22 protein-coding genes, 1 tRNA gene and 1 pseudogene are annotated in these 23,972 nt (G+C 70.5%); 11 read left to right on the top strand and 13 right to left on the bottom strand.

The window, feature by feature from the left end; translation table 11 throughout:
* The first annotated feature begins 84 nt into the window (after positions 1 to 84).
* From HDA30_RS09460 to HDA30_RS09450, 3 genes and pseudogenes are all read left to right on the top strand, one after another.
* Positions 85 to 1,431: an alanine racemase gene (locus HDA30_RS09460; RefSeq protein WP_184241972.1), complete on the top strand. Its 1,347-nt coding sequence runs from the start codon at positions 85 to 87 to the stop codon at positions 1,429 to 1,431.
* The gene (locus HDA30_RS09455; RefSeq protein ID WP_246418737.1) at positions 1,313 to 2,089 is read left to right on the top strand and encodes an FAD-binding protein; all 777 of its coding nucleotides are present in this window, start codon (positions 1,313 to 1,315) and stop codon (positions 2,087 to 2,089) included. Before HDA30_RS09460 ends, HDA30_RS09455 begins: the two co-directional genes overlap by 119 nt.
* Positions 2,090 to 2,101: 12 nt before the next feature.
* Positions 2,102 to 2,758: pseudogene (locus HDA30_RS09450) on the top strand (D-arabinono-1,4-lactone oxidase); the annotation flags it as partial.
* 97 nt (positions 2,759 to 2,855) lie between these two features.
* Here the strand turns inward: HDA30_RS09450 and HDA30_RS09445 are convergent.
* Positions 2,856 to 2,928: transfer RNA gene (locus HDA30_RS09445), tRNA-Lys, on the bottom strand.
* A 173-nt stretch (positions 2,929 to 3,101) separates the two neighbouring features.
* Here HDA30_RS09445 and HDA30_RS09440 point away from each other — a divergent pair.
* From HDA30_RS09440 to HDA30_RS09430, 3 genes are all read left to right on the top strand, one after another.
* Entirely contained in the window at positions 3,102 to 3,776 is a 675-nt protein-coding gene (locus HDA30_RS09440; RefSeq protein WP_158496986.1) for a hypothetical protein, read from the top strand.
* A gap of 195 nt (positions 3,777 to 3,971) precedes the next feature.
* Positions 3,972 to 4,601 carry a hypothetical protein gene (locus HDA30_RS09435; protein ID WP_343059345.1) on the top strand — a complete coding sequence of 210 codons (630 nt, stop codon included), beginning with the start codon at positions 3,972 to 3,974 and terminating at the stop codon, positions 4,599 to 4,601.
* Positions 4,601 to 5,659, top strand: a complete 1,059-nt coding sequence (locus HDA30_RS09430) for an inorganic phosphate transporter (protein ID WP_184241969.1) — start codon at positions 4,601 to 4,603, stop codon at positions 5,657 to 5,659. The genes HDA30_RS09435 and HDA30_RS09430 overlap by 1 nt, the downstream gene beginning before the upstream one ends.
* A gap of 110 nt (positions 5,660 to 5,769) precedes the next feature.
* Here the strand turns inward: HDA30_RS09430 and pstB are convergent, their stop codons facing one another.
* The 4 genes from pstB to HDA30_RS09410 all read right to left on the bottom strand — a co-directional run bounded on the left by pstB (position 5,770) and on the right by HDA30_RS09410 (position 10,040).
* The gene (pstB, locus tag HDA30_RS09425) at positions 5,770 to 6,549 is read right to left on the bottom strand and encodes a phosphate ABC transporter ATP-binding protein PstB (protein WP_158496984.1); all 780 of its coding nucleotides are present in this window, start codon (positions 6,547 to 6,549) and stop codon (positions 5,770 to 5,772) included.
* A 96-nt stretch (positions 6,550 to 6,645) separates the two neighbouring features.
* Entirely contained in the window at positions 6,646 to 7,827 is a 1,182-nt protein-coding gene (gene pstA, locus HDA30_RS09420) for a phosphate ABC transporter permease PstA (protein WP_158496983.1), read from the bottom strand.
* Entirely contained in the window at positions 7,827 to 8,795 is a 969-nt protein-coding gene (gene pstC, locus HDA30_RS09415; protein ID WP_158496982.1) for a phosphate ABC transporter permease subunit PstC, read from the bottom strand. Before pstC ends, pstA begins: the two co-directional genes overlap by 1 nt.
* A gap of 150 nt (positions 8,796 to 8,945) precedes the next feature.
* A complete protein-coding gene (locus HDA30_RS09410) occupies positions 8,946 to 10,040 on the bottom strand; it encodes a phosphate ABC transporter substrate-binding protein PstS (protein ID WP_158496981.1) in 1,095 nt (364 codons plus the stop codon).
* A 227-nt stretch (positions 10,041 to 10,267) separates the two neighbouring features.
* Between HDA30_RS09410 and HDA30_RS09405 the strand changes: the two genes are divergently transcribed.
* Positions 10,268 to 11,437 carry an FUSC family protein gene (locus HDA30_RS09405; protein WP_184241967.1) on the top strand — a complete coding sequence of 390 codons (1,170 nt, stop codon included), beginning with the start codon at positions 10,268 to 10,270 and terminating at the stop codon, positions 11,435 to 11,437.
* A 68-nt stretch (positions 11,438 to 11,505) separates the two neighbouring features.
* Positions 11,506 to 12,900, top strand: coding sequence for a DNA repair protein RadA (gene radA / locus HDA30_RS09400; RefSeq protein WP_184241965.1), 1,395 nt, complete (start codon positions 11,506 to 11,508; stop codon positions 12,898 to 12,900).
* 42 nt (positions 12,901 to 12,942) lie between these two features.
* Here radA and HDA30_RS09395 read toward each other — a convergent pair whose 3' ends face one another.
* Positions 12,943 to 13,743, bottom strand: coding sequence for a hypothetical protein (locus HDA30_RS09395; RefSeq protein WP_184241963.1), 801 nt, complete (start codon positions 13,741 to 13,743; stop codon positions 12,943 to 12,945).
* 43 nt (positions 13,744 to 13,786) lie between these two features.
* Here HDA30_RS09395 and HDA30_RS09390 point away from each other — a divergent pair, with 43 nt between their 5' ends.
* The gene (locus HDA30_RS09390; RefSeq protein WP_158496977.1) at positions 13,787 to 14,713 is read left to right on the top strand and encodes an HhH-GPD family protein; all 927 of its coding nucleotides are present in this window, start codon (positions 13,787 to 13,789) and stop codon (positions 14,711 to 14,713) included.
* A 35-nt stretch (positions 14,714 to 14,748) separates the two neighbouring features.
* Here the strand turns inward: HDA30_RS09390 and HDA30_RS09385 are convergent, their stop codons facing one another.
* From HDA30_RS09385 to HDA30_RS09355, 7 genes are all read right to left on the bottom strand, one after another.
* Complete coding sequence (locus HDA30_RS09385) at positions 14,749 to 15,258, bottom strand: amino-acid N-acetyltransferase (RefSeq protein WP_158496976.1); 510 nt, start codon at positions 15,256 to 15,258, stop codon at positions 14,749 to 14,751.
* A 116-nt stretch (positions 15,259 to 15,374) separates the two neighbouring features.
* Positions 15,375 to 15,536, bottom strand: a complete 162-nt coding sequence (locus HDA30_RS09380) for an Rv0909 family putative TA system antitoxin (RefSeq protein WP_184241961.1) — start codon at positions 15,534 to 15,536, stop codon at positions 15,375 to 15,377.
* A gap of 194 nt (positions 15,537 to 15,730) precedes the next feature.
* Complete coding sequence (locus HDA30_RS09375; RefSeq protein WP_184241959.1) at positions 15,731 to 18,259, bottom strand: ATP-dependent Clp protease ATP-binding subunit; 2,529 nt, start codon at positions 18,257 to 18,259, stop codon at positions 15,731 to 15,733.
* Between the two features lie 163 nt (positions 18,260 to 18,422).
* Complete coding sequence (locus HDA30_RS09370; RefSeq protein WP_158496974.1) at positions 18,423 to 18,725, bottom strand: histone-like nucleoid-structuring protein Lsr2; 303 nt, start codon at positions 18,723 to 18,725, stop codon at positions 18,423 to 18,425.
* Positions 18,726 to 18,904: 179 nt separating this feature from the next.
* Positions 18,905 to 19,123, bottom strand: coding sequence for a hypothetical protein (locus HDA30_RS09365; protein WP_158496973.1), 219 nt, complete (start codon positions 19,121 to 19,123; stop codon positions 18,905 to 18,907).
* A gap of 4 nt (positions 19,124 to 19,127) precedes the next feature.
* Positions 19,128 to 20,651 (bottom strand): lysine--tRNA ligase, encoded by a 1,524-nt coding sequence (gene lysS, locus HDA30_RS09360; protein ID WP_158496972.1) that lies wholly within the window; start codon positions 20,649 to 20,651, stop codon positions 19,128 to 19,130.
* Between the two features lie 47 nt (positions 20,652 to 20,698).
* The gene (locus HDA30_RS09355; RefSeq protein ID WP_184241956.1) at positions 20,699 to 21,673 is read right to left on the bottom strand and encodes a 2-hydroxyacid dehydrogenase; all 975 of its coding nucleotides are present in this window, start codon (positions 21,671 to 21,673) and stop codon (positions 20,699 to 20,701) included.
* Between the two features lie 111 nt (positions 21,674 to 21,784).
* Here HDA30_RS09355 and HDA30_RS09350 point away from each other — a divergent pair, with 111 nt between their 5' ends.
* Together HDA30_RS09350 and HDA30_RS09345 are read left to right on the top strand one after the other, a co-directional pair.
* Complete coding sequence (locus tag HDA30_RS09350; RefSeq protein ID WP_184241954.1) at positions 21,785 to 23,452, top strand: MDR family MFS transporter; 1,668 nt, start codon at positions 21,785 to 21,787, stop codon at positions 23,450 to 23,452.
* On the top strand, positions 23,449 to 23,943 hold the full coding sequence (locus HDA30_RS09345; protein WP_184241952.1) for a MarR family winged helix-turn-helix transcriptional regulator: 495 nt from the start codon (positions 23,449 to 23,451) through the stop codon (positions 23,941 to 23,943). The genes HDA30_RS09350 and HDA30_RS09345 overlap by 4 nt, the downstream gene beginning before the upstream one ends.
* Positions 23,944 to 23,972: the final 29 nt, after the last annotated feature.

The following is a 23,972-nucleotide window of genomic DNA, read 5'->3' as shown; positions in this document are numbered from 1 at the left end:
TCCTGACGAGACGGCACGTCCATGATGTGATTAGTATGTGAACCGCCTTTCGGCCCCCTCGACGACCCCCGGAGGGCTCAGACCATGACGACGACTCCGCCCGCACCGCCGTACGAGCGGTACGCGGACGCGCTGGCCGCGCTGCCCGCCCGCGACCGCCAGGCCCCCCTCGGCCTGCTCGACCTCGACGCGTTCACCGCCAACGCCCGGTCGATGGCGCAGCGCGCTGACGGCACCCCGATCCGCCTGGCCACCAAATCCGTCCGCATCCGCCGCGGGATCGACGCGGCGCTGACGATGCCGGGCTTCCGTCACATCATGGCGTTCACCCTCGCCGAGGCCCTGTGGCTCTCCGGCGCCGACGACTCCACGCACGCCGAGTCCCGCGCGACCGAATCGGCCCGGGAGCACCGGAACGTCCTGGTCGCCTACCCCTGCGTCGACGAGCACGCACTGACACAGATGCTGCGCTCGGCCCCGGCGCGCGAACGCATCACCCTGATGGTGGACAGCGCCGAGCACCTGTCCTTGCTGAGCGACATCGGCCACCGAGCCGGCCTGGGCGGACGCTCCGGCCTGGAGGCCGACGGGCTTCCCCCGCTGCGCCTGTGCCTCGAGCTCGACGCCGGCTGGCGACCCCATCCGCGCCTGCATTTGGGCGCCCTGCGCTCGCCCACGCGCACCCCGGCGGACGCCGCCACGCTGGCCCGGACCATCACGGGCACACCCGGCTGCGCACTCGTCGGACTGATGGCCTATGAAGCGCAGGTGGCGGGCGTGGCCGACAAACCCTCCCAGCCGAGCACCCTGCTCGCCCGCGCTCAGGGGTTCGCGAAGTCGGGGGTCGTGCAGGCGGTCAAGCGCGCCTCCCTGCGCGAGCTGCGCTCCCGCCGGACCGCGGCGGTCGAGGCCGTCCGCGAGGTGGTCGAGGCCGCCGGCAGCCGACTGGAGTTCGTCAACGGCGGCGGCACCGGATCCATCGACGCCACGACCACCCACGACTGCATCACCGAGATCGGCGCCGGCTCCGGGCTGATGGGACCGGCACTGTTCGATGGATACCGCACCTTCCGCCCCAACCCGGCCTCGTTCTTCGTCTGCCCGGTCGCCCGGCGCCCCGGCCCCGGCGTGGTCACCGTCGCCGGGGGCGGCTGGGCCGCATCCGGGGTGTGCGGCCCGGACCGTGCCCCGGCCGTCGTGTGGCCCGAAGGCCTGCGATACTCGTGCAGCGAAGGCGCCGGCGAGGTGCAGACCCCACTGCTGGGCACGGCAACGGACTCCCTATCCCTCGGCGACCCCGTGTTCTTCCGGCATGCCAAGGGAGGTGAGCCTGCCGAGCGGGCCACCGTCGTCGCGGTGTACTCCGCGACCGAGGACGCGATCGTCGACCTCTGGCCCACGTACCGAGGAGAAGGCAAGGCATTCCAATGAACCGTCGCACCACCACGTCCGGGACCGTCACCACCTGGTCACGCACCGCCTCCTGGACGCCGTGGCAGATGGTCCGACCCGAGACCGAGGAACAGCTCCGCGACATCGTGGCCGACCGGCCCGGAACCACCGGAGTGTCAAGCCGATCGGCGCAGCGCATTCCTTCAGTGACATCGCCGCGACCGACGGCGTGCAGGTGGACCTCGGCGCCCTGCACGGCCTCACGGCCGTGGACCCCGACACCCGACGCGTGCGGGTGCGCGCGGGCACCCCGCTACATGCTCTGGGCCCCGCTCTGGCCGCCCATGGCCTGGCCCTGGCCAATATGGGCGACATCGATCAGCAGACGCTCGGCGGGGCGCTGAGCACCTCGACGCACGGAACGGGCCTGGGGTTTACCGGATACTCCGCCATGGTCACCGCCCTGCGGCTGCTGACCGCCGACGGAAACCTCCGGTGGGTCGACGCTGCGCACGAGCCGGAGCTGTTCGCTGCGGCCCGCGTCAGCCTGGGCGCCCTCGGTGTGATCACCGAGGTCGAGCTGCAGACCGTGCCGTCGTTTCTGCTGCACGCCGCGGAGCGCTCCGAGCCGATCGACCGGGTCGTCGCTGAGTTCGTCCAGCGCTCCCGGGACAACGACCACCACGAGTTCTACTGATTCCCGGGAACGGATGCCGCCCTGACCAAGACGAACACCCGCCTGCCGCTGGCCTCCGGCATCGACCCCCTGCCCCGGCTGCGGACCCACGTCATGGACGAGCTGCTGGCGAACCGGGCCTTCGATCTGTCATGCCGCGTCGGCGGACGCTGGCCGGCGGCCGTCCCCGCACTCAGCCGATTGGCGAACCTGCTGGCCGATCGGCGCGAGTACACCGACGTCTCGCATCGCGTGTTCGTGGCGAACCGCACCGTGCCGTTCTGGGAGACCGAGTACGCGCTGCCGCTCGAGCGCTTCGAGGAGGCGTTCGAGGGGCTGCGCCGGATCCACCACGACCTGGCCGCGGCGGGACGAACCGTCGGGTTCCCGTTCGAGGTGCGCACGGCCTCGGCGGACGACGTGTGGCTCTCGACCGCCCACGGTCGCGACAGCGTGTATTTCGCGATCCACCAGTACCGCAGCGTCGACCCGGAGGAGTACTTCCGGGCGGGCGAGGAGCTGTTCCTGAGCTTGGGCGGACGCCCGCACTGGGGGAAGATGAACCGCGTCGACGCCGCCTGGGCCGCCGAGGCGTATCCGCGTTTCGCAGACGTCGTGGCCCAGCGAGACCGCGTCGACCCCGAGCGCGTGTTCGCCAACGACTACACGCGCCGGGTGCTCGGAGAGTAGGCCGGCACCGCCTGACGGCCCGGCCTGTCTACGAGGCGCTGAGTCAGCGAAGGCGGCGCCTCGCCGGGTTTCCCGCGGCAGCGACGATGCGCGAGGGTGGGCCCTGCGGGGATCGAACCCGCGACCGGCGGATTAAAAGTCCGATGCTCTGCCAGCTGAGCTAAAGGCCCGTGCTCCACGCTCATGTCGCGAAGCACGGTGATTCTACCGCAGGCAGAGCCCGGCCCCGGCCGCGTGCAGGGCCTGCGCTCTCGAGGCCCGCTCCGCCCCTCATCGCCGGCCCGCGCGCTCGCGATAGGGTGCGCTGCGCACCCGTCAGCAGCACGTCCGGAAGGAGCGCATCATGGCCGTCCACCGCTCTGCCGCCGGTCGCGGCGCCAGCTCCACGGCGGCCGGCCTGCACCGCCACCACCGTCCCCGCGTCTCCACCCCCGACGAGCTTGCCCGCTTCGCCGGCGGGCAGGACCCCCAGGAGGTCGCCGCCGCCGCGTCCCGGCTGGCCCACGCGCTCGTCGCCGGCGGCCGCGACCACGAGGACCCGGAGGTCGTCGCCCGCCTGGTCGGGCTCGTCCAGGAGGTCGGCATCGACACCCTCGCCGAGCTGTGGTCCGACGCCCCGCCGGTCTCCCTGGCCGGCGCGCTGTGGCGGCTCTACGCCCTGCACGAGGCCACGCTGCGTGACGGCGAACGCTGGGCCGCCTGGTTCCGAGCCGGACGCGAGGCGCAGGTCTCCCGGGCCGTCGCCGGCGTGGTGGAGCCGCCCGGCCCCGCCGAGCTCGCCCGCATGACCACCACCGTGCTCACCGGCGCCTATCGGTCGGACCTCGACGCCGCCCTCACGCGAGCCGCCGCCTACGCCCGCGTCGTCGCGCTGGGTCAGGTGCACCACGCCGAGGGGCTCGAGGCCGCCTCCCCCGATCGCGCTCGACGGCTGACCGTCCAGGCGGAGCGGCTGCTCAGCACCGCCGAGCACCTCGAGCAGGCCGGTCGAGCCTGGCGGGACGGCTCGTTAGACTAGATCCTGTGGTGCCGGGCCGCTGGTAACCCCGGGCTCCAACATTCTGCCGCTGCGAGCGGCCTTCCGCCGAGAGGCGTTCCCGGCCCGGCATCACACTCGATCCCGTTCACCGCGTCGACGCCGCCCTCCTGCCTCGCGCACGCCGCGCCGCCGGCACGAGGCACCGCCGTCACGAACCCAGAGAGGCCGACCCGCGTGAGCACGCAGCGCACCCCGTGGCTGACCACCCGCGACACCCCCGCCCTGCGGCATATGGTCGCCCTCTCCGACGCACTCAGCCGGTGCGTCCGGGTCGTCGCACAGACGCCGGCCTCGACCGGCGCCTCCCTCGACGCCGCCGAACGCGAGCTCACCGATCTCGACGCCGACGCCACGGCCTCGCTCATGTCGTTCCTGACGGCCCTGCGCAGCTCCTATGTGACCCCGTTGCCGCGCCAGGACCTCTACGTGCTGGCCGCCGGCGTCCACACGGCGGTCCAGCGCGTCGTCGGCAGCGGACTGCTGGTGCACCACGGCCGATTCGACTCGCTCCCCCAGCCGGCGCTGGACCTGCTCGAGACGATCAGCATGCAAGCGGATCTGCTGGGCCGCGTGCCCGCGCAGCTGCGCGACCTCGACACGCTCGAGGAGACCTGGATGCAGCTGCTGCGCGCCTCCCGGCGCACCGACCGGGTGCTCATGGAGTGGCTCGCGTCCCTCGGCGACGATCTGCTCCAGCGGGACTTCAACCGGCAGCGCGAGATCGCTTGGGCGATCGAGGCCGCCATGCAGGCGCTGCACGAGGTGAACGTGCACCTCGGGGCCGTGCTGGTGCGCGAGTCGTGATGCCCGCCGACCTCGGCTCGGCGCTCGGTCTCGGCGCCGCGTTCCTCGTCGTCTGCGCACTGAGTCTGGTCACCGCGTTCACCGACGCCCCCAACGCCGTCGCCCTGGCCGCCCGGTTCCGGGCGCTCACCCCGCGCATCGCCGTGCAGACCGCCGCCCTGATGAACTTGCTGGGGGTCATCGTGGGCACCGTGCTGCTCACCTACAACGTCCGGTTCTTCTTCCAGGCCCACGGCCACGGCGTCGTCGGCCTTCTGGTCCTGACGGTCGGGGTCCTCGTGGCCGCGCTCTGGGGCCTGCTGTTGTGGTGGCGGCGCGTGCCCGGCTCCACGACCCACGCGATGCTGGCCGGCCTGTGGGGAGCGAGCTTCGCGGCGCACGTGAGCGCGGGCGTCGGCGACCCTGCGTCGATGGGGCCGCAGATGCGCGAACAGCTGGTGTTCGGGCTTCTCCTGACCCCCGTGCTCGCCCTGCTCAGCGCCCGTCTGCTCGTGCCGCCGATCGTGCGGCTGGGCAGCACCGGTTCCACTGTGCGGGTGCAGCGGCGGGCACGCATCAGCCTCTCCATCGCCAGCTCGGCCACAGCGTTCGGGCACGGCATCCAGTCTGGGCAGCGGATCGGCCTGCTCTGGGGGACCGCGGTGCTTGCCGCCGACTCGCTGCACCACGATGTGCCGTCCGATCTGCCCCTGGACGAAACCGTCGTCTGGGCGCCACTGCTGGCCTTCGCCGTGTGTTCCGCGTTCGGGTTCCTCGGCGGGTCCTGGCGCATCGGCCGCACCATGACCGAGCGCCTGGTCTCCCTCGACCCGCTGCGAGCCGCCGTCGCCTCGGCATCCGCCGCGGGGTGGCTGTTCTTCGGGTCGATCCTGCTGCACGTGCCGATCTCCAGCACGCACACCACCGTCGCCTCGACCGTCGGGGCGGGCCAGGACCAGCGTTTCCATTCCGTGCGGTGGGGGCAGGTGTTCCGCGTCGCCGGGTGGTGGCTGGCCACGCCGGCCGTGTGTCTGGGCGCCGCGTTCGGGCTCACCGGGCTCGCCCTCGCGTTCACCTGAGCCGTCGGCCTCGGAGGCGGCCCGGCACACAGGCCGGCCCCGCTCTCCGACCGGGGTCGGAGGACGGGGCCGGTGGTGTCGCGTCCGCGCTGACCAGGACGCCTCCAGGATCAGCCGAAGCGGCCGGAGACGTAGTCCTCGGTCTGCTGGTTCGACGGGTTGTTGAAGATGTTCGTCGTCGCGTCGTACTCGATGAGCTTGCCCGGCTCACCCACGCCCTGGATGTTGAAGAACGCGGTCTTGTCCGCCACACGCGCGGCCTGCTGCATGTTGTGCGTGACGATGATGACCGTGTACTCCTCCTTCATCTCGTTGATCAGGTCCTCGACGGCCAGCGTCGAGATCGGGTCGAGCGCGGAGCACGGCTCGTCCATGAGGATGATGTCGGGCGACACCGCCACGGTGCGGGCGATGCACAGACGCTGCTGCTGACCGCCCGAGAGGCCGGAGCCCGGCTTGTCGAGGCGGTCCTTGACCTCGTTCCAGAGGTTGGCGCCGCGCAGGGAGCGCTCGACGATCGCATCGGAGTCCGACTTGTTCAGGCGGGTGCCGTTGAGCTTGTACCCGGCCAGGACGTTGTCACGGATCGACATCGTCGGGAACGGGTTCGGGCGCTGGAAGACCATGCCAATCTGCGAACGGACGGTCACCGGGTCCACGCCCTTGGCGTAGATGTCCTCACCGTCGAGCAGCAGCTGACCGTCGACGTGGGCGTTCGGAAGCACCTCGTGCATGCGGTTGATGCTGCGCAGGAAGGTGGTCTTGCCGCAGCCGGACGGGCCGATGAACGCGGTGACGGAGCGAGGAGCGATGTCGATGTTGACACCCTCGACGGCCTTGAACTTGCCGTAGAACACGTCGACGTCGATGGCCTGGATGCGCTTGGACATGAGTGCAGTTTCCTTTACGGGATCGCTTGGCGAAGCGGGAGTCTGGGAGAGCTGGACTGGACGTGGCCGGCGCGGGGAGCGCCGGCCACGTCCCGGTCACCGGCCGGTCTTGGGTGCGAAGGACTTGGCGATGATGCGGGAGAGCAGGTTCAGGCTCATCACGATGACGATGAGCACGAACGCCGCGGCCCACGCGCGCTGCAGCGACGGATCGCCCGTGGCGGGAGAGGTCGGTGACACCAGCTGACGGTAGATGAACACCGGCAGTGCGGTCATCCACTCGGAGAACGGGTTCGTGTTGATCGCGGCGGCGAAACCGGCGGTCACCAGGATCGGGGCGGTCTCACCGGCCACGCGGGCGATCGCCAGGGTGATGCCCGAGGCGATGCCAGAGATCGCGGTGGGCAGCACGACCTTCGAGATGGTGCGCCACTTGCGCACGCCCAGCGCATAGGAGCCCTCGCGCAGCTCGTTCGGGACGACGCGGAGCATCTCCTCCGTCGAGCGGACCACGACCGGGATCATCAGCACGCTCAGCGCGATGGCCGCGGTGAAGCCCATGCGGACGGACTGCAGGGCCGCCGGGCCGGGGCCCATGACCAGTTCGAGGATCTGCTGCATCGCGGCGAAGGCGAACAGTCCGGCCACGATGGACGGGATGCCCGTCATGACGTCCACGAAGAAGATGATGGCGCGGGAGAACCAGCCGTCGCGGCCGTACTCGACGAGGTAGATCGAGGTCAGCAGACCGATCGGCACGGAGATCACCGTCGCGATCAGCGTGATCAGCACGGTGCCGATCAGGGCGTGCACGAAGCCGCCGGCCAGGCCCCCGGCAGGGTTGCCGGCGTCGGCGTAGTCCGCGTCGTCCACGCCGGTCACGCCGGCCATGTCATAGGCCATGACCTGCGGCTGCCTCACGAGCGTCGGCAGGCCTGTGGCGATGACCGACCAGAGCACGGAGACCAGCGGCACGAGCGCCAGCAGGAACGCGCCCCACACGAGGTGCTTCCACAGGTTGTCCGTCGCACGGCGACGGTTCTCCATGACCATGTCCACGATGAACATGCCCGCCACGAAGACGATCGCGGCGATGATGACCGTGCCGGCGATGCTGAAGCCGCCCAGCAGCAACGTCAGGAGGACGCCGACGACGAGGGCCCCGGCCAGGACGGCCATCCACACCCAGCCGGGCTTTCGGCCACCGGTCAGCGAGTTGTGCTGCGGCGTGGCCGCCGTGTTCTCCCGCGAGGGAGTCGTGTTCGATGCAGTGCTCATCAGTTGGCCCCCGAGAATTCCTTGTGCTTATTGACGATCCAGCGAGCCACCATGTTCACGATCAGGGTGATCACGAACAGCATGAGGCCGGCGGCGATCAGCTCATTGAGCCGGATGCCGTAGGCCTCCGGGAAGTTGAGCGCGATCTCCGAGGGAATAGTGGCGTTGGCGCCGGACTGGACCAGCGACCAGTTGAAGGCGCCCGGGGAGAGCACCATGGTCACGGCCATGGTCTCGCCGAGCGCACGGCCGAGGCCGAGCATGATCGAGGAGATGATGCCGGCGCGGGCGAACGGGAAGACGGTCATCTTGATCATCTCCCAGCGCGTGGCACCGAGACCGAGCGCGGCCTCCTCATGCAGCTTCGGCGTCTGCGTGAAGATCTCTCGGCACATGGCGGTGATGATCGGCAGGATCATCACCGCTAGAACGACGCCCGAGGTCATCAGCGTGCGACCCGTGGTCGTGACCGAGCCGCCGAAGAACGGGATGAAGCCCAGGTACTCATGCAGCCACGAGTAGATCGGCACCATCATCGGCGCGAGCGTCAGCCAGCCCCACACGCCGTAGACGACGGAGGGAATCGCCGCGAGCAGATCGATCACGTAGCCGACCGGCTGCGCGATCCTCGGCGGCGCGTAGTGGGAGATGAACAGCGCCACGCCCACCGCCACCGGCGTGGCCAACAGGATCGCGATGATCGCGGCCATCAGCGTGCCGGCCATCAGCGGCCACACGTAGTCGAAGAAGGAGTCGGCTGACTTCAGTTCCTCCCCGAACGCCTCTGGCATGAGCGCCGGCAAGGACTCGCTGACGAGGAAGAGCGCCACGAACGCGAGGACGAGCAGGATCAGGATGCCCGCGCCCAGGGAGAGCGCGGAGAAGACTTTGTCCCCGGCGGCGCCGCCGCGAGAGGACTTCAGGTTCGAGGACCGCGGGGCGGCCGACTCAGCGGGGGTGGAAGACACGATGCTTTCCTCAGTTTCCTTCACTGGACTGCGGTGTGCACGGACAACGACGACGCTTGGACCGCGGCGGCCCCTTTCGGCACGTCAGCCGTCGATCCCGCTCGAGGCGGGACCGACGGCTGGAGCGCAGCACTGCCGAATGGGCCCGGATCAGCCCTGGGCGGAGATCTTCTTGATGCGCTCCTGGGCGGCCTTGCGGGTGTCCTCGGAGATCGGGGCGTTGCCCGCGCTCTCCTCGGCGGTCTTCTGGCCGTCCTCGGAGACGACGTACTCAGCGAAGGCCTTGACCTGGTCGGCGGTCTTCTGGTCCTGGTACTCGTTGCAGTAGATGTGGTAGGAGACCAGCACAACCGGGTAGACGCCCTCCTCCTCGGTGGCGCGGTCGAGCTTGATCGAGCCGTCCTCGTTCTGCTCGGACTTGTCGACCACGGCCGCGGCGGCCTCGGAGGAGTACTCGACGTACTCCTCGCCCACGCCCACGTGCACGGTGTTCAGATCACCGGCAGCGGAGGCGTCGGTGTAGGTGATCGCGCCGTCCGTGTCGGAGGCCAGGCCCACGACGCCCTTGGTGCCCTGGGCGGACTCGGCGGTGATCTCCCCCGGCCACACCTCGACCTCGTCGTACTTCCAGGCGTCGCCCGCGGCCTCGGTGAGGTAGGCGGTGAAGTTCTCGGTGGTGCCCGAGTCGTCCGAGCGGTGGACGACGGTAATGTCCTTGTCCGGCAGCTCGAGGCCCTCGTTCTGCTTCTGGATCTGCTCGTCGTTCCACTTCTTGATCTCGCCCGAGAAGACCTTCGCGATGGTCTCGGCGTCCATCTTGATGCCCTCGACGCCCTCGAGGTTGTAGGCGATGGCGATCGGGGAGATGTAGGCCGGCACGTGGAACGCGCCCTTGTCGCCGCAGACCTCCTTGGACTTCTCCAGCTCCTCCTCGTCCATGGCGGCGTCGGAGCCGGCGAAGGAGAACTGACCGTCGAGGAAGCCCTCACGGCCGGCGCCCGAGCCGTCCGGCGAGTACTGGACGGTGAGGTCGGAGGCGACCGACTTCACGCCGTCCTTCCAGGCGGTCATGGCCGCCTCCTGCGACGAGGCGCCGCCGCCGGTGAGAGTGCCCGAGGCGTTGGAGTTGCCGCCGCCGTTCTCGCCGCCGTTGCCACCGCCGTTGTCGGCGGAGGAGCAGGCGGTCAGGGCCAGGGCGGCAACAGAGAGGAGTGCGGCAGAGCGGCCGACGCGGAAAGCCTTCATGGAAGGTGCCCCTTTCGAAGAGGTGGTGATGACTGCGTGTGGTGCGCGCGGCCGCCCACTGGAGACGGTGCCCGGCGGTCGCCGCACTCGAAAGACGGTACGTGCGACATATGAACCTCCGGGCCGAAGAGTGTGAACACACGGTAAACACAGAGTCGATGGGGGTGTCACAGAGGTGACACAGGACACTTCCTGCGCGAATCGGGGCTCCGCTTACGCTGAGTCTCATGGAAGAACGCCTCTCCACCGCCACGGGAACGGTGCCCCACGTGGCGTCACAGCCCGTCAGGGACCGAATCACGACGTTTCTGCGTCGCCGCTGGCGCGCCGGCCTGCGCCGCGCCAGCCAGTCCGTCGGCCAGGCCGCGGTGACCGCGCTGGCCGCCGTCGGCGCTTTCTGGTTCGCCCAGGCCGTGCTCGGTCACGCCGAGCCGCTCTTCGCCGCGACCGCGCTGCTCGTGGCCCTCGGATTCACCCGCGGCCCGCGCATGCGTCGCGTGATCGAGGTGTCCGTCGGATGCACCCTGGGGATCCTGATCGGCGATCTGCTCATGCTCACGCTGGGCCGCGGTATGTGGCAAGCGGTCGTGGTGCTCTTCGTCTCCCTGATGATCGCGCGGTTCCTGGACCCCGGAGCCATCTTCACGACGCAGATGTCCCTGCAGTCCGTGCTGGTCGTGCTTCTCCCTTCTTCCGCGGACGGGCCGTTCTCCCGCAGCGCCGACGCCGTCGTCGGGGTCTGCTTCGCCCTGCTGGTCACCTTCCTGACGCCGCACGACACGCGACGCGGCGCCCTGCACGGACTGCGTTCTCTGTACTCACCGATGGTCTCGGTGCTGCGCGACCTCTCGACCGCCCTGCGCGAGAACGAGTCCCGCACGGCCTGGATGGCCCTCGTCTCCAGTCGCGGCACCCAGGCCGTCATCGACGACCTGCGCGGTGAGCTCAAGCAGTCCCGCGAGGTCACTCGCTACTCCCCCATCGAGCGCCGCCGCCGGGAGTACATTCGCGATGTGGGCACCGCGGTCGACCGCTCTGACCTGGCGGTGCGGTCGCTGCGGATCGTGGCGCGGCGCGTCGTCAGCCTGATCGACCACGCAAGACTCGACGACGACGCGACCGAGCGGCTCGCCGCCTGGTTCGACGAGGCCGCGGACGCCGTGGAGGTGCTCCACCGCTCGCTGGGCGAGCCGGGCGCGGCGGGGCGCCACCAGGCCCTCGCCGGCGCCCGCGACGCCCTGGGCGCGGCGGCCGCTCGCCTGGACCCCGCCCGCCTCGGCGGCGGCTCGGTGCATGGGGAGGCCCTCATCATGCTGCTGCGCCCGATGATCGTCGATCTTATGGAGGCCACCGGCGCCCGCCACGAGGACGCGGTCGCCTGCCTGCCCGCGCTCTGACGGCAGGACGCCGCCCACGGCACAGGGGCGGGCCTTAGCGTCTCCGCCGCAGCCCTACAGTGGGCCCTATGGCTCGAACGACGTCCTCGCGCGGAAGATCCCCCGGCTACGTGTGCTCCGAATGCGGCTGGACCACCGTGAAATGGGTGGGTCGCTGCGGGGAGTGCCAGGCCTGGGGCACCGTCGAGGAGGCCTCCGGCGGGGCCACGACGGGACGCACGAAGGCCTCGACCGTCGCCCAGCCGGCCCCGGTGATCGCCGACGTGGACGCCTCTGCGGCCTCGTTCCGCACCACGGGAGTGCGCGAACTCGACCGCGTGCTCGGCGGCGGCCTCGTGCCCGGGGCGGTCATCCTCCTCGCCGGCGAACCGGGCATCGGCAAGTCCACCCTGCTGCTCGACGTCGCCGCGCAGACCGCACGGGGGCAGGGCGAGTCGCGCCCCGTGCTGTATGTCACCGGTGAGGAGTCGGCCGCGCAGGTGCGCGCCCGCGGTGACCGGATCGACGCGCTCGCCCCGAGCCTGCACCTCGCCGCGGAGACCGACCTCGCCCGCGCGCTCGGTCAGATCGAGCGGATCGAGCCCTCGCTCGTCATCGTCGACTCGGTGCAGACGCTGCAGTCCGCCGAGGTGGACGGTGTCCCCGGCGGCGTCACCCAGGTGCGCGAGGTCGCGGCCAGCCTGATCCGCACGGCCAAGGAGAAGGGCATCACGACGATCCTCGTGGGACACGTCACCAAGGACGGCACGATCGCCGGGCCCCGCCTGCTCGAGCATCTCGTGGACGTCGTCTGCCAGTTCGAGGGAGACCGGCACTCACGTCTGCGCTTGGTGCGCGCCGTGAAGAACCGTTTCGGCCCCACCGACGAGGTCGGCTGCTTCGACCTGCGCGAGGACGGCATCGAATCCCTCGACGATCCCTCCGGCCTGTTCCTCTCCGGAACCCAGGACCCGGTCGAGGGCACCTGCGTGACGGTGACCCTCGAGGGGCGAAGACCCCTGGTGGCCGAGGTGCAGTCCCTGCTGACCCCCTCGGCCGGAGGGAGCCCGCGTCGCACCGTCTCGGGCGTGGACGCCGCCCGCGTCCACATGCTCATGGCCGTGCTGCAACGCCGCGCCCGCTTCGCCCTCGCGCAGGACGACTGCTACGTCGCCACCGTCGGCGGCGTGCGCCTGGCCGAGCCCGCTTCGGACCTCGCCGTCGCCGTGGCCGTGGCCTCGGCCAAGCTCGGGGCCCCCGTCCCCGCGGGCATGATCGCCGTCGGCGAGCTCGGCCTGGCCGGGGAGGTGCGTCCGGTGCCCGGGATCGGTCGCCGCGTGCGCGAGGCCGCCCGACTCGGCTTCACCCGCGCCCTGGTGCCCCGCTCGCCCGAACCGCTCGGGCAGATCCCGGCCGGGTTCACGGTGGCCGAGGTCAGCACCCTCTCCGAGGCCCTCGGGACCATCCCGACCTGGACCCGCTAGACCCGACCACCGTCCGCACCGGCCCTGGCGGCCGCCGCCGGTTCAGTCGTCCTCGCCGGCCTTCTCATCCGAGGTCAGGCGGAAGGCCACGGGCTGGGAGGTGTGCTCACCGAGTGAGACCGTCAGACGGTACGAGCCGGACTCGGCCACCTTGCCCCGCTTAGTGCACTCCCGGGTCGCCGAGTGCCGCCGGTCCCACTCGAACAGGGCGGTCTGCTCGTCGTGCGGCACGAGCACCATGTCCTGGTCCTCCGCGCCCTTCTGACAGATGCGCGTCGAGAGCACCCGCTCCCCGTCCTTGTCCTTCACCTCGAAGCGCTGCGCCTTCGTCCCCACGTTCACCGTGCACGGCTTCGAGGAGAGGTTCATCACGCGCAACGCCAGCTCCGGCTTCTCGCCTCGCGCATAGACCGGCTTGTCGGTGGCCGCGGTCAGTCGGATGTCCGAGGACTCGCACGGCGGCGCGTCGATCGACGGCGTCGGCGTCGGGCTCGGTGAGGAGGCGTCCTCCGCGGGCGTCTTCCGGTCCTCGCCCTCGCCGCGCTCGTCCTTGTCTGCGGATGCGTCGGTCTGCTCGGCGGCTGCCTCGGAGCTCTCGGGACCCTCGGACGTCTCGCCGGAGGATTCCGCCGTGCTCGAGGGCGCCGACGCGCCGGCCGGGGCGCTGCCGCCGGCTTGCGGCTCAGGCGCGAGGGCCCGGCCGATCAGCCCCGCAACGGCCACGCCGCCCCACACCAGCAGTGCCAGGACGAGCAGCGCCGCCGTGCCCACGACGAGGCGACGCCGCCGGTACACGGCGGGGGACACGGGAGCGCGACGACCGGGACGCTGCGGGGAAGGCATGGGATCCAGGGTAGGGTTCCGGCCCGCCTCTACAGTGGAGGCCATGCCCGCAGCCGACGATGTGACCGCCGTAGACCGGCACACCGACCTGCACGAGCCCGTGCTGGCCTGGTTCGACGTCCACGCGCGCGATCTGCCGTGGCGGTCTCCGCGGTGCTCCGCCTGGGGCGTGCTGGTCTCGGAGATCATGCTCCAGCAAACCCCGGTCGTCCGGGTACTGCCGCGCTGGCGCGCCTGGCTCGCGCGCTGGCCCGCCCCGGCCGACCTCGCGGCCGCGGACACCGCCGAGGTCCTCACCGCGTGGGACCGGCTGGGCTACCCCCGCCGCGCCCTGCGCCTCAAGGAGGCCGCACAGGCCATCGTGGACCGGCACGACGGGCAGGTCCCCGCCGACCCGCAGGCGCTGCGTGCCCTGCCGGGCATCGGAGAGTACACGGCCGCGGCGGTGGCCAGCTTCGCGTTCGGCATCCCCGAGACGGTCGTCGACACCAACGTCCGGCGCGTGATCGCCCGCGCCGTCACGGGCATCGGCCTGCCCGGAGCCTCCCTGACCCGTGCGGAGATGCGCCTGGCTCAGGCGCTCATGCCCGCGCGGACCGACCGCGCGAACCGGTGGAACGCGGCCGTCATGGAGCTGGGCGCCCTCGTGTGCACTGCGCGTGCGCCGCGGTGCGACCACTGCCCGCTGCGAGAGCGCTGCGCGTGGCGGGCCGCCGGCTCCCCCGCGGCACAGACGCCGGCGCGGCGGCAGGCCTGGGCGGGGACGGACCGGCAGGTGCGCGGCGCGATCATGGCCGCGGTGCGCGCCGACGGCTCGGTTGATCGGGAAGGCCTGGCCGCGGCGGTCGCGAAGACCGGACGGCTCGGCTCGCATCGCCCGGCTCCCGCCCAGTGGGATCGCGCCCTCGCGGGGCTGCTGGACGACGGGCTGCTCACTGACCAGGACGGGCGCTTGACGTTCCCTCGGTGAGGGGCCGGCTCACAGGCGGCGACGCCGGGACCGGCTCAGAGCGTGAGGATCATGCGGGTGTTGCCGAGGGTGTTCGGTTTGACCCGGGCGAGGTCGAGGAATTCCGCGACGCCCTCGTCGGTCGAGCGCAGCAGCTCGGCGTAGACGTTCGGGTCCACCGCGGACTGATCGGCCATCACCTCGAAGCCGTGGGCCTGAAAGAAGTCGACCTCGAAGGTCAGGCAGAACACGCGGGCCACGCCCAGCCGGCGCGCCTGCTCCAGCAGCTCCTGCAGCAGCCGGTGCCCCACACCGCGCCCGCGTGCCGCCTCGGACACGGCCAGGGTGCGCACCTCGGCGATGTCCTCCCACATCACATGCAGGGCCCCGAAGCCCAGCAGTGTGCCTGCGCGGTCCTCGGCGACGACGAACTCCTGGATGGCCTCGTAATAGGCCACCTTCTCCTTCTGCAGCAGCACCCGACGCTCGGCCAGGGGTTGCACGAGGGCCTGGATCGCCGCGACGTCACGCGTGCGGGCCGGGCGCAGGACCACGTCGGAGCTCATGCGCACCAGTGTAGGCACGCCAGAGCCCCCGCACCGGGCTGCGTGAACAGCTCGGTGCGGGGGCTCTCGTGACGCGCGTGAGCGTCACATCTGCGCGGACGGTGCCGCGCCGTGGGTCACTTCTGCTCGTCGTCCTTGGAGAAGTGATCCTGCGCGGCGTCGATGCCCTTGTTGATCTTGTCGGAGTGCTGGCCCAGCTTGTCGCCGTGCTGCTCCTGGGCGTCGTCGATCTTGTCCGAGTGCTGGTTGGCCATATCGCCGATCTTGTTCATGTCCATGAGGATTCTCCTTCGTGTCTCGGGGACGGTCAGTTCACCGGCGGCGGCCACGGCCCGGAGCCGGCCCGTGGCCGATTCCGTTCCGCAGCCGCCTCACGGCAACTGGCCCCAGGGTAGGCGCATCCCGACGGCAGGGACCACCCCTGGCGCTTCGCTCTCAGCACAGCGCGTGGTCGCCCCAGGTCAGCGGGGGATCACTCGCCCGACTCGAGCTCGGCCATCGGCGTTCCCTCCAGCTGCTCGGTGCCTCCCGAGAAGGAGAACGTCAGCTCGGCGTCCGCCCCCTCACCGGTCACGTCGACCGAGATCAGCGAGCCGGCCGGGATCTCCCCGAAGAGGATCTTCTCGGAGAGCTGGTCCTCCAGCATCTGCTGAATGGTGCGGCGCAGGGGCCGAGCGCCCATGGCCGGGTCGTAGCCGCGCTCGGCCAGCAGGTCCTTGGCCGCGTCCGTGAGCTCGATCGACAGCTCCTGCTCGGCGAGCCGCTCGCTCAGGCGCGCGATGAACAGGTCCACGATCTCCACGATCTCGCGCTTCTGCAGCTGCGGGAACACGATCACGTCGTCCACGCGGTTCAGGAACTCCGGCCGGAAGTGCTGGCGCAGCTCCTCACGGACCTTGCCCTTCATGCGCTCGTAGCTCGACGATTCGTTCGTCGTCGACCCGAAGCCCGTCATGACGCCCTTGGAGATGTCCTTGGTGCCCAGGTTCGTCGTCATGATGATGACGGTGTTCTTGAAGTCCACGACGCGACCCTGCGAGTCGGTCAGGCGACCGTCCTCAAGGATCTGCAGCAGCGAGTTGAACAGGTCCGCATGGGCCTTCTCGACCTCGTCGAACAGCACGACGGAGAACGGACGCCGGCGCACCTTCTCGGTGAGCTGGCCGCCCTCCTCGTAGCCGACGTAGCCGGGAGGGGCGCCGAACAGGCGCGAGACCGTGTGCTTCTCCTGGAACTCGGACATGTCCAGGGTGATGAGCGCGTCCTCCTCGCCGAAGAGGAACTCCGCGAGGGACTTGGCCAGCTCCGTCTTGCCAACGCCCGTGGGGCCGGCGAAGATGAACGACCCCGACGGGCGCTTCGGGTCCTTGAGGCCCGCACGGGTGCGCCGGATGGCGCGGGAGAGGGATGTGATGGCCTCGTCCTGCCCGATGACGCGCTGGTGCAGCTCCGCCTCCATGTTCTTGAGCCGGTCGGTCTCCTCCTCGGAGAGCTTGAACACCGGAATGCCGGTGGACTTGGACAGCACCTCGGCGATCAGGTCCTCGTCGACGGTGGCGACGTCGGAGTCGGCTCCGGTGCGCCAGGCGTCCTCCTTCTCGCGTCGCTCGTCCTCGAGCTGCTTCTCCTGGTCGCGGAAGGCGGCGGCGGCCTCGAAGTCCTGGCCGTCGATCGCGGCCTCCTTCTTGGTCCGGACCTCCGCGATCCGCTCCTCGTACGCCTTGATCTCCGGCGGCACGGTCATGCGGCGGATCCGCAGGCGCGCGCCGGCCTCGTCGATCAGGTCGATCGCCTTATCCGGCAGGAAGCGGTCGGAGATGTAGCGGCTGGCCATCGACGCCGCCGCGTGCAGGGCACCGTCGGTGATCGACACCTTGTGGTGGGCCTCGTACCGGTCGCGCAGGCCGCGCAGGATCTCGGTCGCGTCCTCGACGGACGGCTCGTTCACCTGGATCGGCTGGAAGCGGCGTTCGAGGGCCGCATCCTTCTCGATGTTCTTGCGGTACTCGTCGAGCGTGGTCGCGCCGATCGTCTGCAGCTCACCACGGGCGAGCATCGGCTTGAGGATGTTCGCCGCATCGATCGCGCCCTCGGCAGCGCCGGCACCGACGAGCGTGTGGATCTCGTCGATGAACAGGATGATGTCGCCGCGCGTGCGGACCTCCTTGAGCACCTTCTTCAGGCGCTCCTCGAAGTCGCCGCGGTAGCGCGAACCGGCCACGAGCGAGCCGAGGTCGAGCGAGTAGAGCTGCTTGTCCTTGAGCGGCTCCGGCACGTCGCCGTGATGGATCGCCTGAGCGAGCCCCTCGACGACGGCGGTCTTGCCCACACCGGGCTCGCCGATGAGCACGGGGTTGTTCTTCGTCCGGCGGGAGAGCACCTGCATGACGCGCTCCATCTCCTCCGCGCGGCCGATCACGGGGTCGAGCTGCCCCTCATTGGCGGCGGCGGTCAGGTTGCGCCCGAACTGGTCGAGCACGACCGAACCGGCGTTCTGGCCGTCGGAACCGCCGGAGGGGCCCGCGCCGACGCCCGCGGTCTCCTTGCCGCCGGACCCGCTCCCCTGGTAGCCCGAGAGCAGCTGGATGACGGTCTGACGCACCCGGTTCAGGTCCGCGCCGAGCTTCACCAGCACCTGCGCGGCGACGCCCTCACCCTCGCGAATCAGACCGAGCAGGATGTGCTCGGTGCCGATGTAGTTGTGGCCGAGCTGCAGCGCCTCACGCAGTGACAGCTCGAGCACCTTCTTGGCGCGCGGGGTGAAGGGGATGTGGCCGGGCGGGTTCTGCTGGCCCTGGCCGATGTCCTCCTGGACCTTCTCCCGCACGGCGGCGAGGGAGATGTCCATGGACTCGAGCGCCTTCGCGGCGACGCCCTCGCCCTCGTGGATCAGCCCGAGCAGGATGTGCTCGGTGCCGATGTAGCTGTGGTTGAGCATCCGCGCCTCTTCCTGCGCGAGCACCACCACCCGCCGGGCACGGTCGGTGAATCTCTCAAACATGGCACACTCCTTGGCTGACGTTCGGCCCCGAGCCTACGCACCCCGGGCACGCCGAAGGGCGGCTGTTCGCCACAGGGTGAAGCGAGTCAGCCGCCCTGTCCCGTGCGCCTCGGCGCACCGAACCGGCCCGTTCCCCGCACTCGGACGAGCACGAGGGACGGCGTCACTTGCGTCGCGAGTTGCGGTAGGCCTCGACGACGTCACGGTGCAGACGGCCACGCGCCGAGACCTCATAGCCATTCTCGGCGGCCCACTTGCGGATCTCCGCGGCCTCGGCCTTCGGCGAGGGCGGGGCCACCGCACGGCCCTTCTTCATGTACGGCTTGAGGAAGTCGCGCAACTGCTTGGCGTTCTCCTCCGACAGGTCCACCTCGTAGTGCCGGCCGTCCAGGGCGAACATCACCGTCTCCTTGGCGGCCGAGCCATCCAGATCGTCGACGAGAACCACTTCCACCTTCTGAGCCACGATGTTCGTCTGCCTTTCCGCATTCATGCCGTCCGGATTCTCGCGCCACGCACGCCCGGAACTTTTCGTTTCACGCTGTCGGCTCCACGTTCACCATTATGTGAGCGTAAACCACAACTAAGAATAACCCAGGTATGCAAATGCGGTAAAAAGGCATGTCCGATCGGCCGGAGCGGAGTTCACTCTCCGTGGCCGGCTTTGTCGCCTCGAGCGCGAGCCCATTCCCGCGCTTCACGCTCTTCCCGGGCGGCACGGTCGTCCTCGCCGGTCAGGCGCCGGTTCTGCGCCTCACGCTCTCCCGTGTCCGCACGGAACAACGAGCGCATGACCAGCCAGAAGATCAGGGCCAGACCGATCGACGGCGCGAGGACGGAGAAGTACTCCCAGAACGCGTCCATGGCCTCAGGCCTCCGGCTTAAGCAGCGGGAACAGGATGGTCTCGCGGATGCCGGCGCCGGTGAAGAGCATGACCAGCCGGTCGATGCCCAGGCCGATGCCGCCCATCGGCGGCGCGCCGTACTCCAGGGCCCGCAGGAAGTCCTCGTCCAGCTGCATGGCCTCGTCGTCGCCCGCGGCCGCCGCACGCGACTGCGCGGTCAAACGCTCGCGCTGCACGACCGGATCGATCAGCTCGGAGAACGCGGTGCCGCGCTCCATTCCGCCGATGATCAGGTCCCACGCCTCGATGACGCCCGGCTTCTCACGGTGCGCACGCGCCAGCGGCTGCGCGGCCGGCGGGTAGTTGTACACGAAGGTCGGGTTCATCAGCGTCGGCTCGACGATCTCGCCGAACAGCTCGATGACGAGCTTCTCGGCGTCCCAGGCGGGGTCGATCTTCACCTCGTGGCGCTCGGCGATCCCGCGCAGCGTCTCCGCGTCGGTCTGGGGCGTGATCTCCTGACCGACGGCCTCGGACAGGCCCGGGTACACCTCGACCCAGGCCCAGTCGCCGTCGAGGTCGATGACGCCGTCCTCGGTCTCGATCCGCCGCCCCGCACCGATCGCGTCGGCCGCGTTCAGGATGATCTCCTTCATGCGCTCGGCCATGACGTACATGTCCGCCCACGCCTCATAGGACTCGAGGGTCGTGAACTCGGGCGAGTGCGTCGAGTCGACGCCCTCGTTGCGGAACACCCGGCCCAGCTCGTACACGCGGTCGATGCCGCCGACGACGGCGCGCTTCAGGTACAGCTCGGTCGCGATGCGCAGGGTCATGTCCTGGTCGAAGGCGTTCAGATGGGTCTCGAACGGCCGGGCCTGCGCACCGCCGTGCACGAGTTGCAGCATGGGCGTCTCGACCTCCACGTAGCCGTGACCCTCGAGGGTGCGGCGCACGGCGGCGGTGATCTTCGCGCGGCGGTAGACCATCTCGCGGGCTTCGTCACGCACGATCAGGTCTGCGTAGCGCTGGCGGACGCGCGTCTGCTCGTTGAGGTCCGCGTGCAACACCGGCAGCGGGCGCAGCGCCTTCGAGGCCATCGTCCAGGACGAGGCCATGACGGACAGCTCACCGCGACGCGAGGCGATGACCTCGCCCGTCACCGCGAGGTGGTCGCCGAGGTCGACGACGCTCTTCCACTGCGCCAGCTGATCCTCGCCGACATTGGCCAGAGACACCATCACCTGCAGGCGCACTCCCTCGCCGTCCTCGCCGCCCTCCTGAAGCGTCGCGAAGCACAGCTTGCCGGTGTTGCGCAGGAAGACGACGCGCCCGGTCACGCTCACGGTGACGCCGGTCTCGGCACCGGGCTCGAGGTCCGGGAACTCGGCGCGCACCTGCGCGAGCGAGTGGGAGCGCTCGACCCGCACCGGGTAGGCCTCGCCCCCGGCGGCGATCAGCGCCTCGCGCTTGGCGGCGCGCACGGCCTGCTGATCGTGATGGTCGACGGTGGACTCGGGCTGCGAAGCGGGATTCTGGGAGGTCACGGTCCCCGATTCTAGGCCGTCGGGACCGCCGGGCGCCGCCGGAGGCTTCAGGCCGTGACACGCGCGGGGACCGGCGCCCCGGTGGCCATCGCGATCGCGTTGCGGGCCGTCAGCTCCGCCATCGCGGCGCGGGTGTCGCGGGTCGCGGAGCCCAGATGCGGCAGCACCATGACGTTCGGCAGCTCCGCCAGGCCCGGCGCCATGGCCGGCTCATGCTCGTAGACGTCGAAGCCGGCGCCGAACAGCCGCCCCTCGCGCAGCGCCGTCACCAGCGCCGACTCGTCCACGACGGGGCCGCGCGCGGTGTTGATCAGCACCGCATCGTCCTTCATGCGGGCCAGCACGTCGGCGTCGACGAGGTGGTGGGTGGCGTCAGTGAGCGGGACGTGCAGAGACAGCACATCGGAGTGCTCGACGAGCTCCTCCCAGCGGACCTGGCGCACCCGACCGGCGAGCGCGCCGAGCTCCTCGTCGGAGACCTCACGGTGGGCCGGCGGGCGCGGGGCGAAGATCACCTCCATGCCGAAGGCCAGGGCGCGCTCGGCGACGGCGCGGCCGATGCGGCCGAACCCGGCCAGGCCGAGGGTGGCGCCGGCGACGTCCTTGCCGACGAGCAGGTCCGAACGCCAGCCGGTGAATCGGCCTTCACGCATCATGGCCTCCCCCTCGACGGCGCGGCGGGTGACCCCGAGGATCAGCAGCAGGGCGATGTCCGCGGTCGCGCCGGTCAGCACGTCCGGGGTGTTGCCGACGAGGATTCCGGCCCGCTCGGCCGCCGCGATGTCGATGTTGTTGTACCCGACCGCGTAGTTGGCGATGCCCGCGAGCTTCGCCTCAGCCAGCAGCTCGGCGTCGAAGCGCTGGTCCAGGGCGCACACGACGACGTCATAGTCACCGGAGCAGGTGAGCTCGGCGAGGTCGCGGCCGACGACCTCGTCGGCGCGGGTGACGTGACCGGCCTCGGCAAGCATCGAGGCGCCGGGCTCGGGCAGGTCGATCATCTGAAGGAAGCGCGCAGTCATGTCGTCCAGCCTAACCGGCGCAGGCGTGACTGCCGTCATAAGGGTGGTGGGGCGACCCTGGCGAGACTATAGTTGCTCGCCATCAATCATTGACCCGAGTCAAGGAAGCACATGCCCGTCGTCGTCCCCCAGACCGCGTCCGTACCGGTCGTCCACCCGACCGAGGATGCTCAGCAGCGCCACCGGCGCATCCTCCGTTCGCTCACCGGGCTGCTGCTGGGCATGTTCGTCTCGATGATCGCCAACACCGTCGTCTCGACGTCCCTGCCCGTGATCGTCCACGACATCGGCGGCACGCAGGCCTCCTACACCTGGGTGGTCACCGCCATGCTGCTCTCGACGGCGATCGCAACCCCGATCTGGGGCAAGCTCGCCGACCTGTTCGACCGCAAGCTGCTGTTCCAGATCGCGATCGTCGGCTTCGTGCTCGCCTCCGCGAGCGCCGGCTTCTCCCACAGTCCGGAGTTCCTCATCTGCTGCCGCGTGTTCCAGGGCCTGTTCGGCGGCGGCATGATCGCCCTGAGCCAGGTGATCATGGCCGACCTGATGAGCCCGCGCGAACGTGGTCGCTACATGGGGTTGTTCGGGGCGGTCATGGCCGTCGCGACCGTCGGCGGCCCGCTGGCCGGCGGCCTCATCACCGATGCGTTCGGCTGGCGGTGGAACTTCCTCGTGTCCGTGCCCTTCGCACTCATCGCCCTGGTGATGGTGCAGCGCACCCTGCGCCTGGCGCCGATGCAGCCGCGCCGGGCCCACATCGACGTGCTCGGCATCCTGCTGCTGGCCGTCGCCACCTCCCTGGTGCTGCTGTGGATCACGAACGCGGGCACCGAGTACGACTGGCTCAGCCCGACGACCGCCTGGATGCTCGGCGGGGCGCTCGCGGCGGCCGTCCTGTTCGTCGTGGTCGAGCGTCGGCACCCCGAACCGCTACTGCCGCTGCACCTGTTCGCTGACCGCACCGTCACCCTCGCGGTCATCGCCTCGATCGCCGTGGGGGTCGCGATGTTCGGCTCCTCCGTCTACCTCGCCCAGTACATGCAGCTGGCGCGCGGGGCGACCCCGACGCACGCCGGCCTGATGACGATCCCCCTGATGGCCGGGTTCCTGATCACCTCCACTCTCGTCGGCAGACGCATCACGAAACACGGCTCCTGGAAGCCGTACCTGGTCGGCGGCGCCGTCAGCCTGATCGCCGGCACCGCACTGCTGAGCACACTGCACTACGACACGCCCTTCGCGCTCGTGTGCCTCTACATGGCCCTCGTGGGCGTCGGCATGGGATCGACCATGCAGAACCTCGTGCTCGTCGTGCAGAACGCCGTCGCCCCCCAGCACCTGGGCGTCGCGAGCTCGGCTGTCACCTTCTTCCGCTCCCTCGGCGGCACCGCGGGCGTCTCCGCGATGGGCGCGGCCGTCGCGACGACCGTCGGCACCGGCATGACCGAGCGCGCCGGCGATCTGAGGCGGGCGCTGGCCTCCCTGGGCGCCGACGGACCGCGCTGGGCCGAATCCCTGCAGAGCGGGACGCTGCCGGCCGTCGCGGCGATGCCCGAGCCGCTGCGCGTGATCGTCGAGGACGTCTACGCGCAGAGCATCTCGCAGGCGTTTCTCATCACGGTGCCGCTGGCCGTCGTCTCGCTCCTGGCGATCCTGTTCCTGCCGAACGTCAGCCTCGGCCAGCGTTCTGGCGAAGAGCTGCGCGCCGAGTCATCCGCACCGGGGTCCGCTCCCACCGGGACGGAGCGCCGCGACGATCCGGAGAGGCGGCACGCATGAGCGCGACTCGGTCCGGGGAGCTCGAGGACGCGATCCACGGCCTCGAGTCGGCCTTCTCGGCGCTGACCCGCCAGTACCGCCGACTGCTGGCCGTGCAGGCACGGCAGCTGAGTCCCGGCTTCTCCGCCGCCGCCATGAAGGCGTTCGTGACCATCGCGCACGCCGCGCCGATCACGCCGTCCGCGGTGGCCGAGGCCCTGACGGTCGACCGGGCACAGGTCTCCCGCCTGCTGCGAGATCTGGATACGGAGGGCCTGATCGCCCGGGACCCGGACCCGCACGATCGGCGCCAGACGCTGCTGCGCCTCACGGACGAGGGCGCCGCGCGCCTGGCCGCCGTGCGCGAGGGACCGACCGGGGGCGGGCTGCGCCGCGACCTGGCCGCATGGGACCCCGCCGACATCCGACGCCTGACCGAGCTGCTCGAACGGTTCGTCGCCGAACGCGCCGCCCGGGCCGGGGACGATCACGGCGAGGAGTCGGACGCCTGAGCACGGCTCGCGGGGCCCGACCACCCCGC

Source organism: Micrococcus cohnii, assembly GCF_014205175.1.
Lineage (GTDB): Bacteria > Actinomycetota > Actinomycetes > Actinomycetales > Micrococcaceae > Micrococcus > Micrococcus cohnii.
This window is presented reverse-complemented; position numbering and strand designations above follow the sequence as displayed.

Excerpts from the sequence above, each read along its gene's own strand:
- HDA30_RS09460 (WP_184241972.1), top strand. The coding sequence starts at position 85 with ATGACGACGACTCCGCCCGCACCGCCGTACGAGCGGTACGCGGACGCG.
- HDA30_RS09455 (WP_246418737.1), top strand. The coding sequence starts at position 1,313 with ATGCCAAGGGAGGTGAGCCTGCCGAGCGGGCCACCGTCGTCGCGGTGT.
- HDA30_RS09440 (WP_158496986.1), top strand. The coding sequence starts at position 3,102 with ATGGCCGTCCACCGCTCTGCCGCCGGTCGCGGCGCCAGCTCCACGGCG.
- HDA30_RS09430 (WP_184241969.1), top strand. The coding sequence starts at position 4,601 with ATGCCCGCCGACCTCGGCTCGGCGCTCGGTCTCGGCGCCGCGTTCCTC.
- pstB (WP_158496984.1), bottom strand. The coding sequence starts at position 6,549 with ATGTCCAAGCGCATCCAGGCCATCGACGTCGACGTGTTCTACGGCAAG.
- pstA (WP_158496983.1), bottom strand. The coding sequence starts at position 7,827 with ATGAGCACTGCATCGAACACGACTCCCTCGCGGGAGAACACGGCGGCC.
- HDA30_RS09410 (WP_158496981.1), bottom strand. The coding sequence starts at position 10,040 with ATGAAGGCTTTCCGCGTCGGCCGCTCTGCCGCACTCCTCTCTGTTGCC.
- HDA30_RS09405 (WP_184241967.1), top strand. The coding sequence starts at position 10,268 with ATGGAAGAACGCCTCTCCACCGCCACGGGAACGGTGCCCCACGTGGCG.
- radA (WP_184241965.1), top strand. The coding sequence starts at position 11,506 with ATGGCTCGAACGACGTCCTCGCGCGGAAGATCCCCCGGCTACGTGTGC.
- HDA30_RS09395 (WP_184241963.1), bottom strand. The coding sequence starts at position 13,743 with ATGCCTTCCCCGCAGCGTCCCGGTCGTCGCGCTCCCGTGTCCCCCGCC.
- HDA30_RS09390 (WP_158496977.1), top strand. The coding sequence starts at position 13,787 with ATGCCCGCAGCCGACGATGTGACCGCCGTAGACCGGCACACCGACCTG.
- HDA30_RS09385 (WP_158496976.1), bottom strand. The coding sequence starts at position 15,258 with ATGAGCTCCGACGTGGTCCTGCGCCCGGCCCGCACGCGTGACGTCGCG.
- HDA30_RS09380 (WP_184241961.1), bottom strand. The coding sequence starts at position 15,536 with ATGGACATGAACAAGATCGGCGATATGGCCAACCAGCACTCGGACAAG.
- HDA30_RS09375 (WP_184241959.1), bottom strand. The coding sequence starts at position 18,259 with ATGTTTGAGAGATTCACCGACCGTGCCCGGCGGGTGGTGGTGCTCGCG.
- HDA30_RS09365 (WP_158496973.1), bottom strand. The coding sequence starts at position 19,123 with ATGGACGCGTTCTGGGAGTACTTCTCCGTCCTCGCGCCGTCGATCGGT.
- HDA30_RS09355 (WP_184241956.1), bottom strand. The coding sequence starts at position 21,673 with ATGACTGCGCGCTTCCTTCAGATGATCGACCTGCCCGAGCCCGGCGCC.
- HDA30_RS09350 (WP_184241954.1), top strand. The coding sequence starts at position 21,785 with ATGCCCGTCGTCGTCCCCCAGACCGCGTCCGTACCGGTCGTCCACCCG.
- HDA30_RS09345 (WP_184241952.1), top strand. The coding sequence starts at position 23,449 with ATGAGCGCGACTCGGTCCGGGGAGCTCGAGGACGCGATCCACGGCCTC.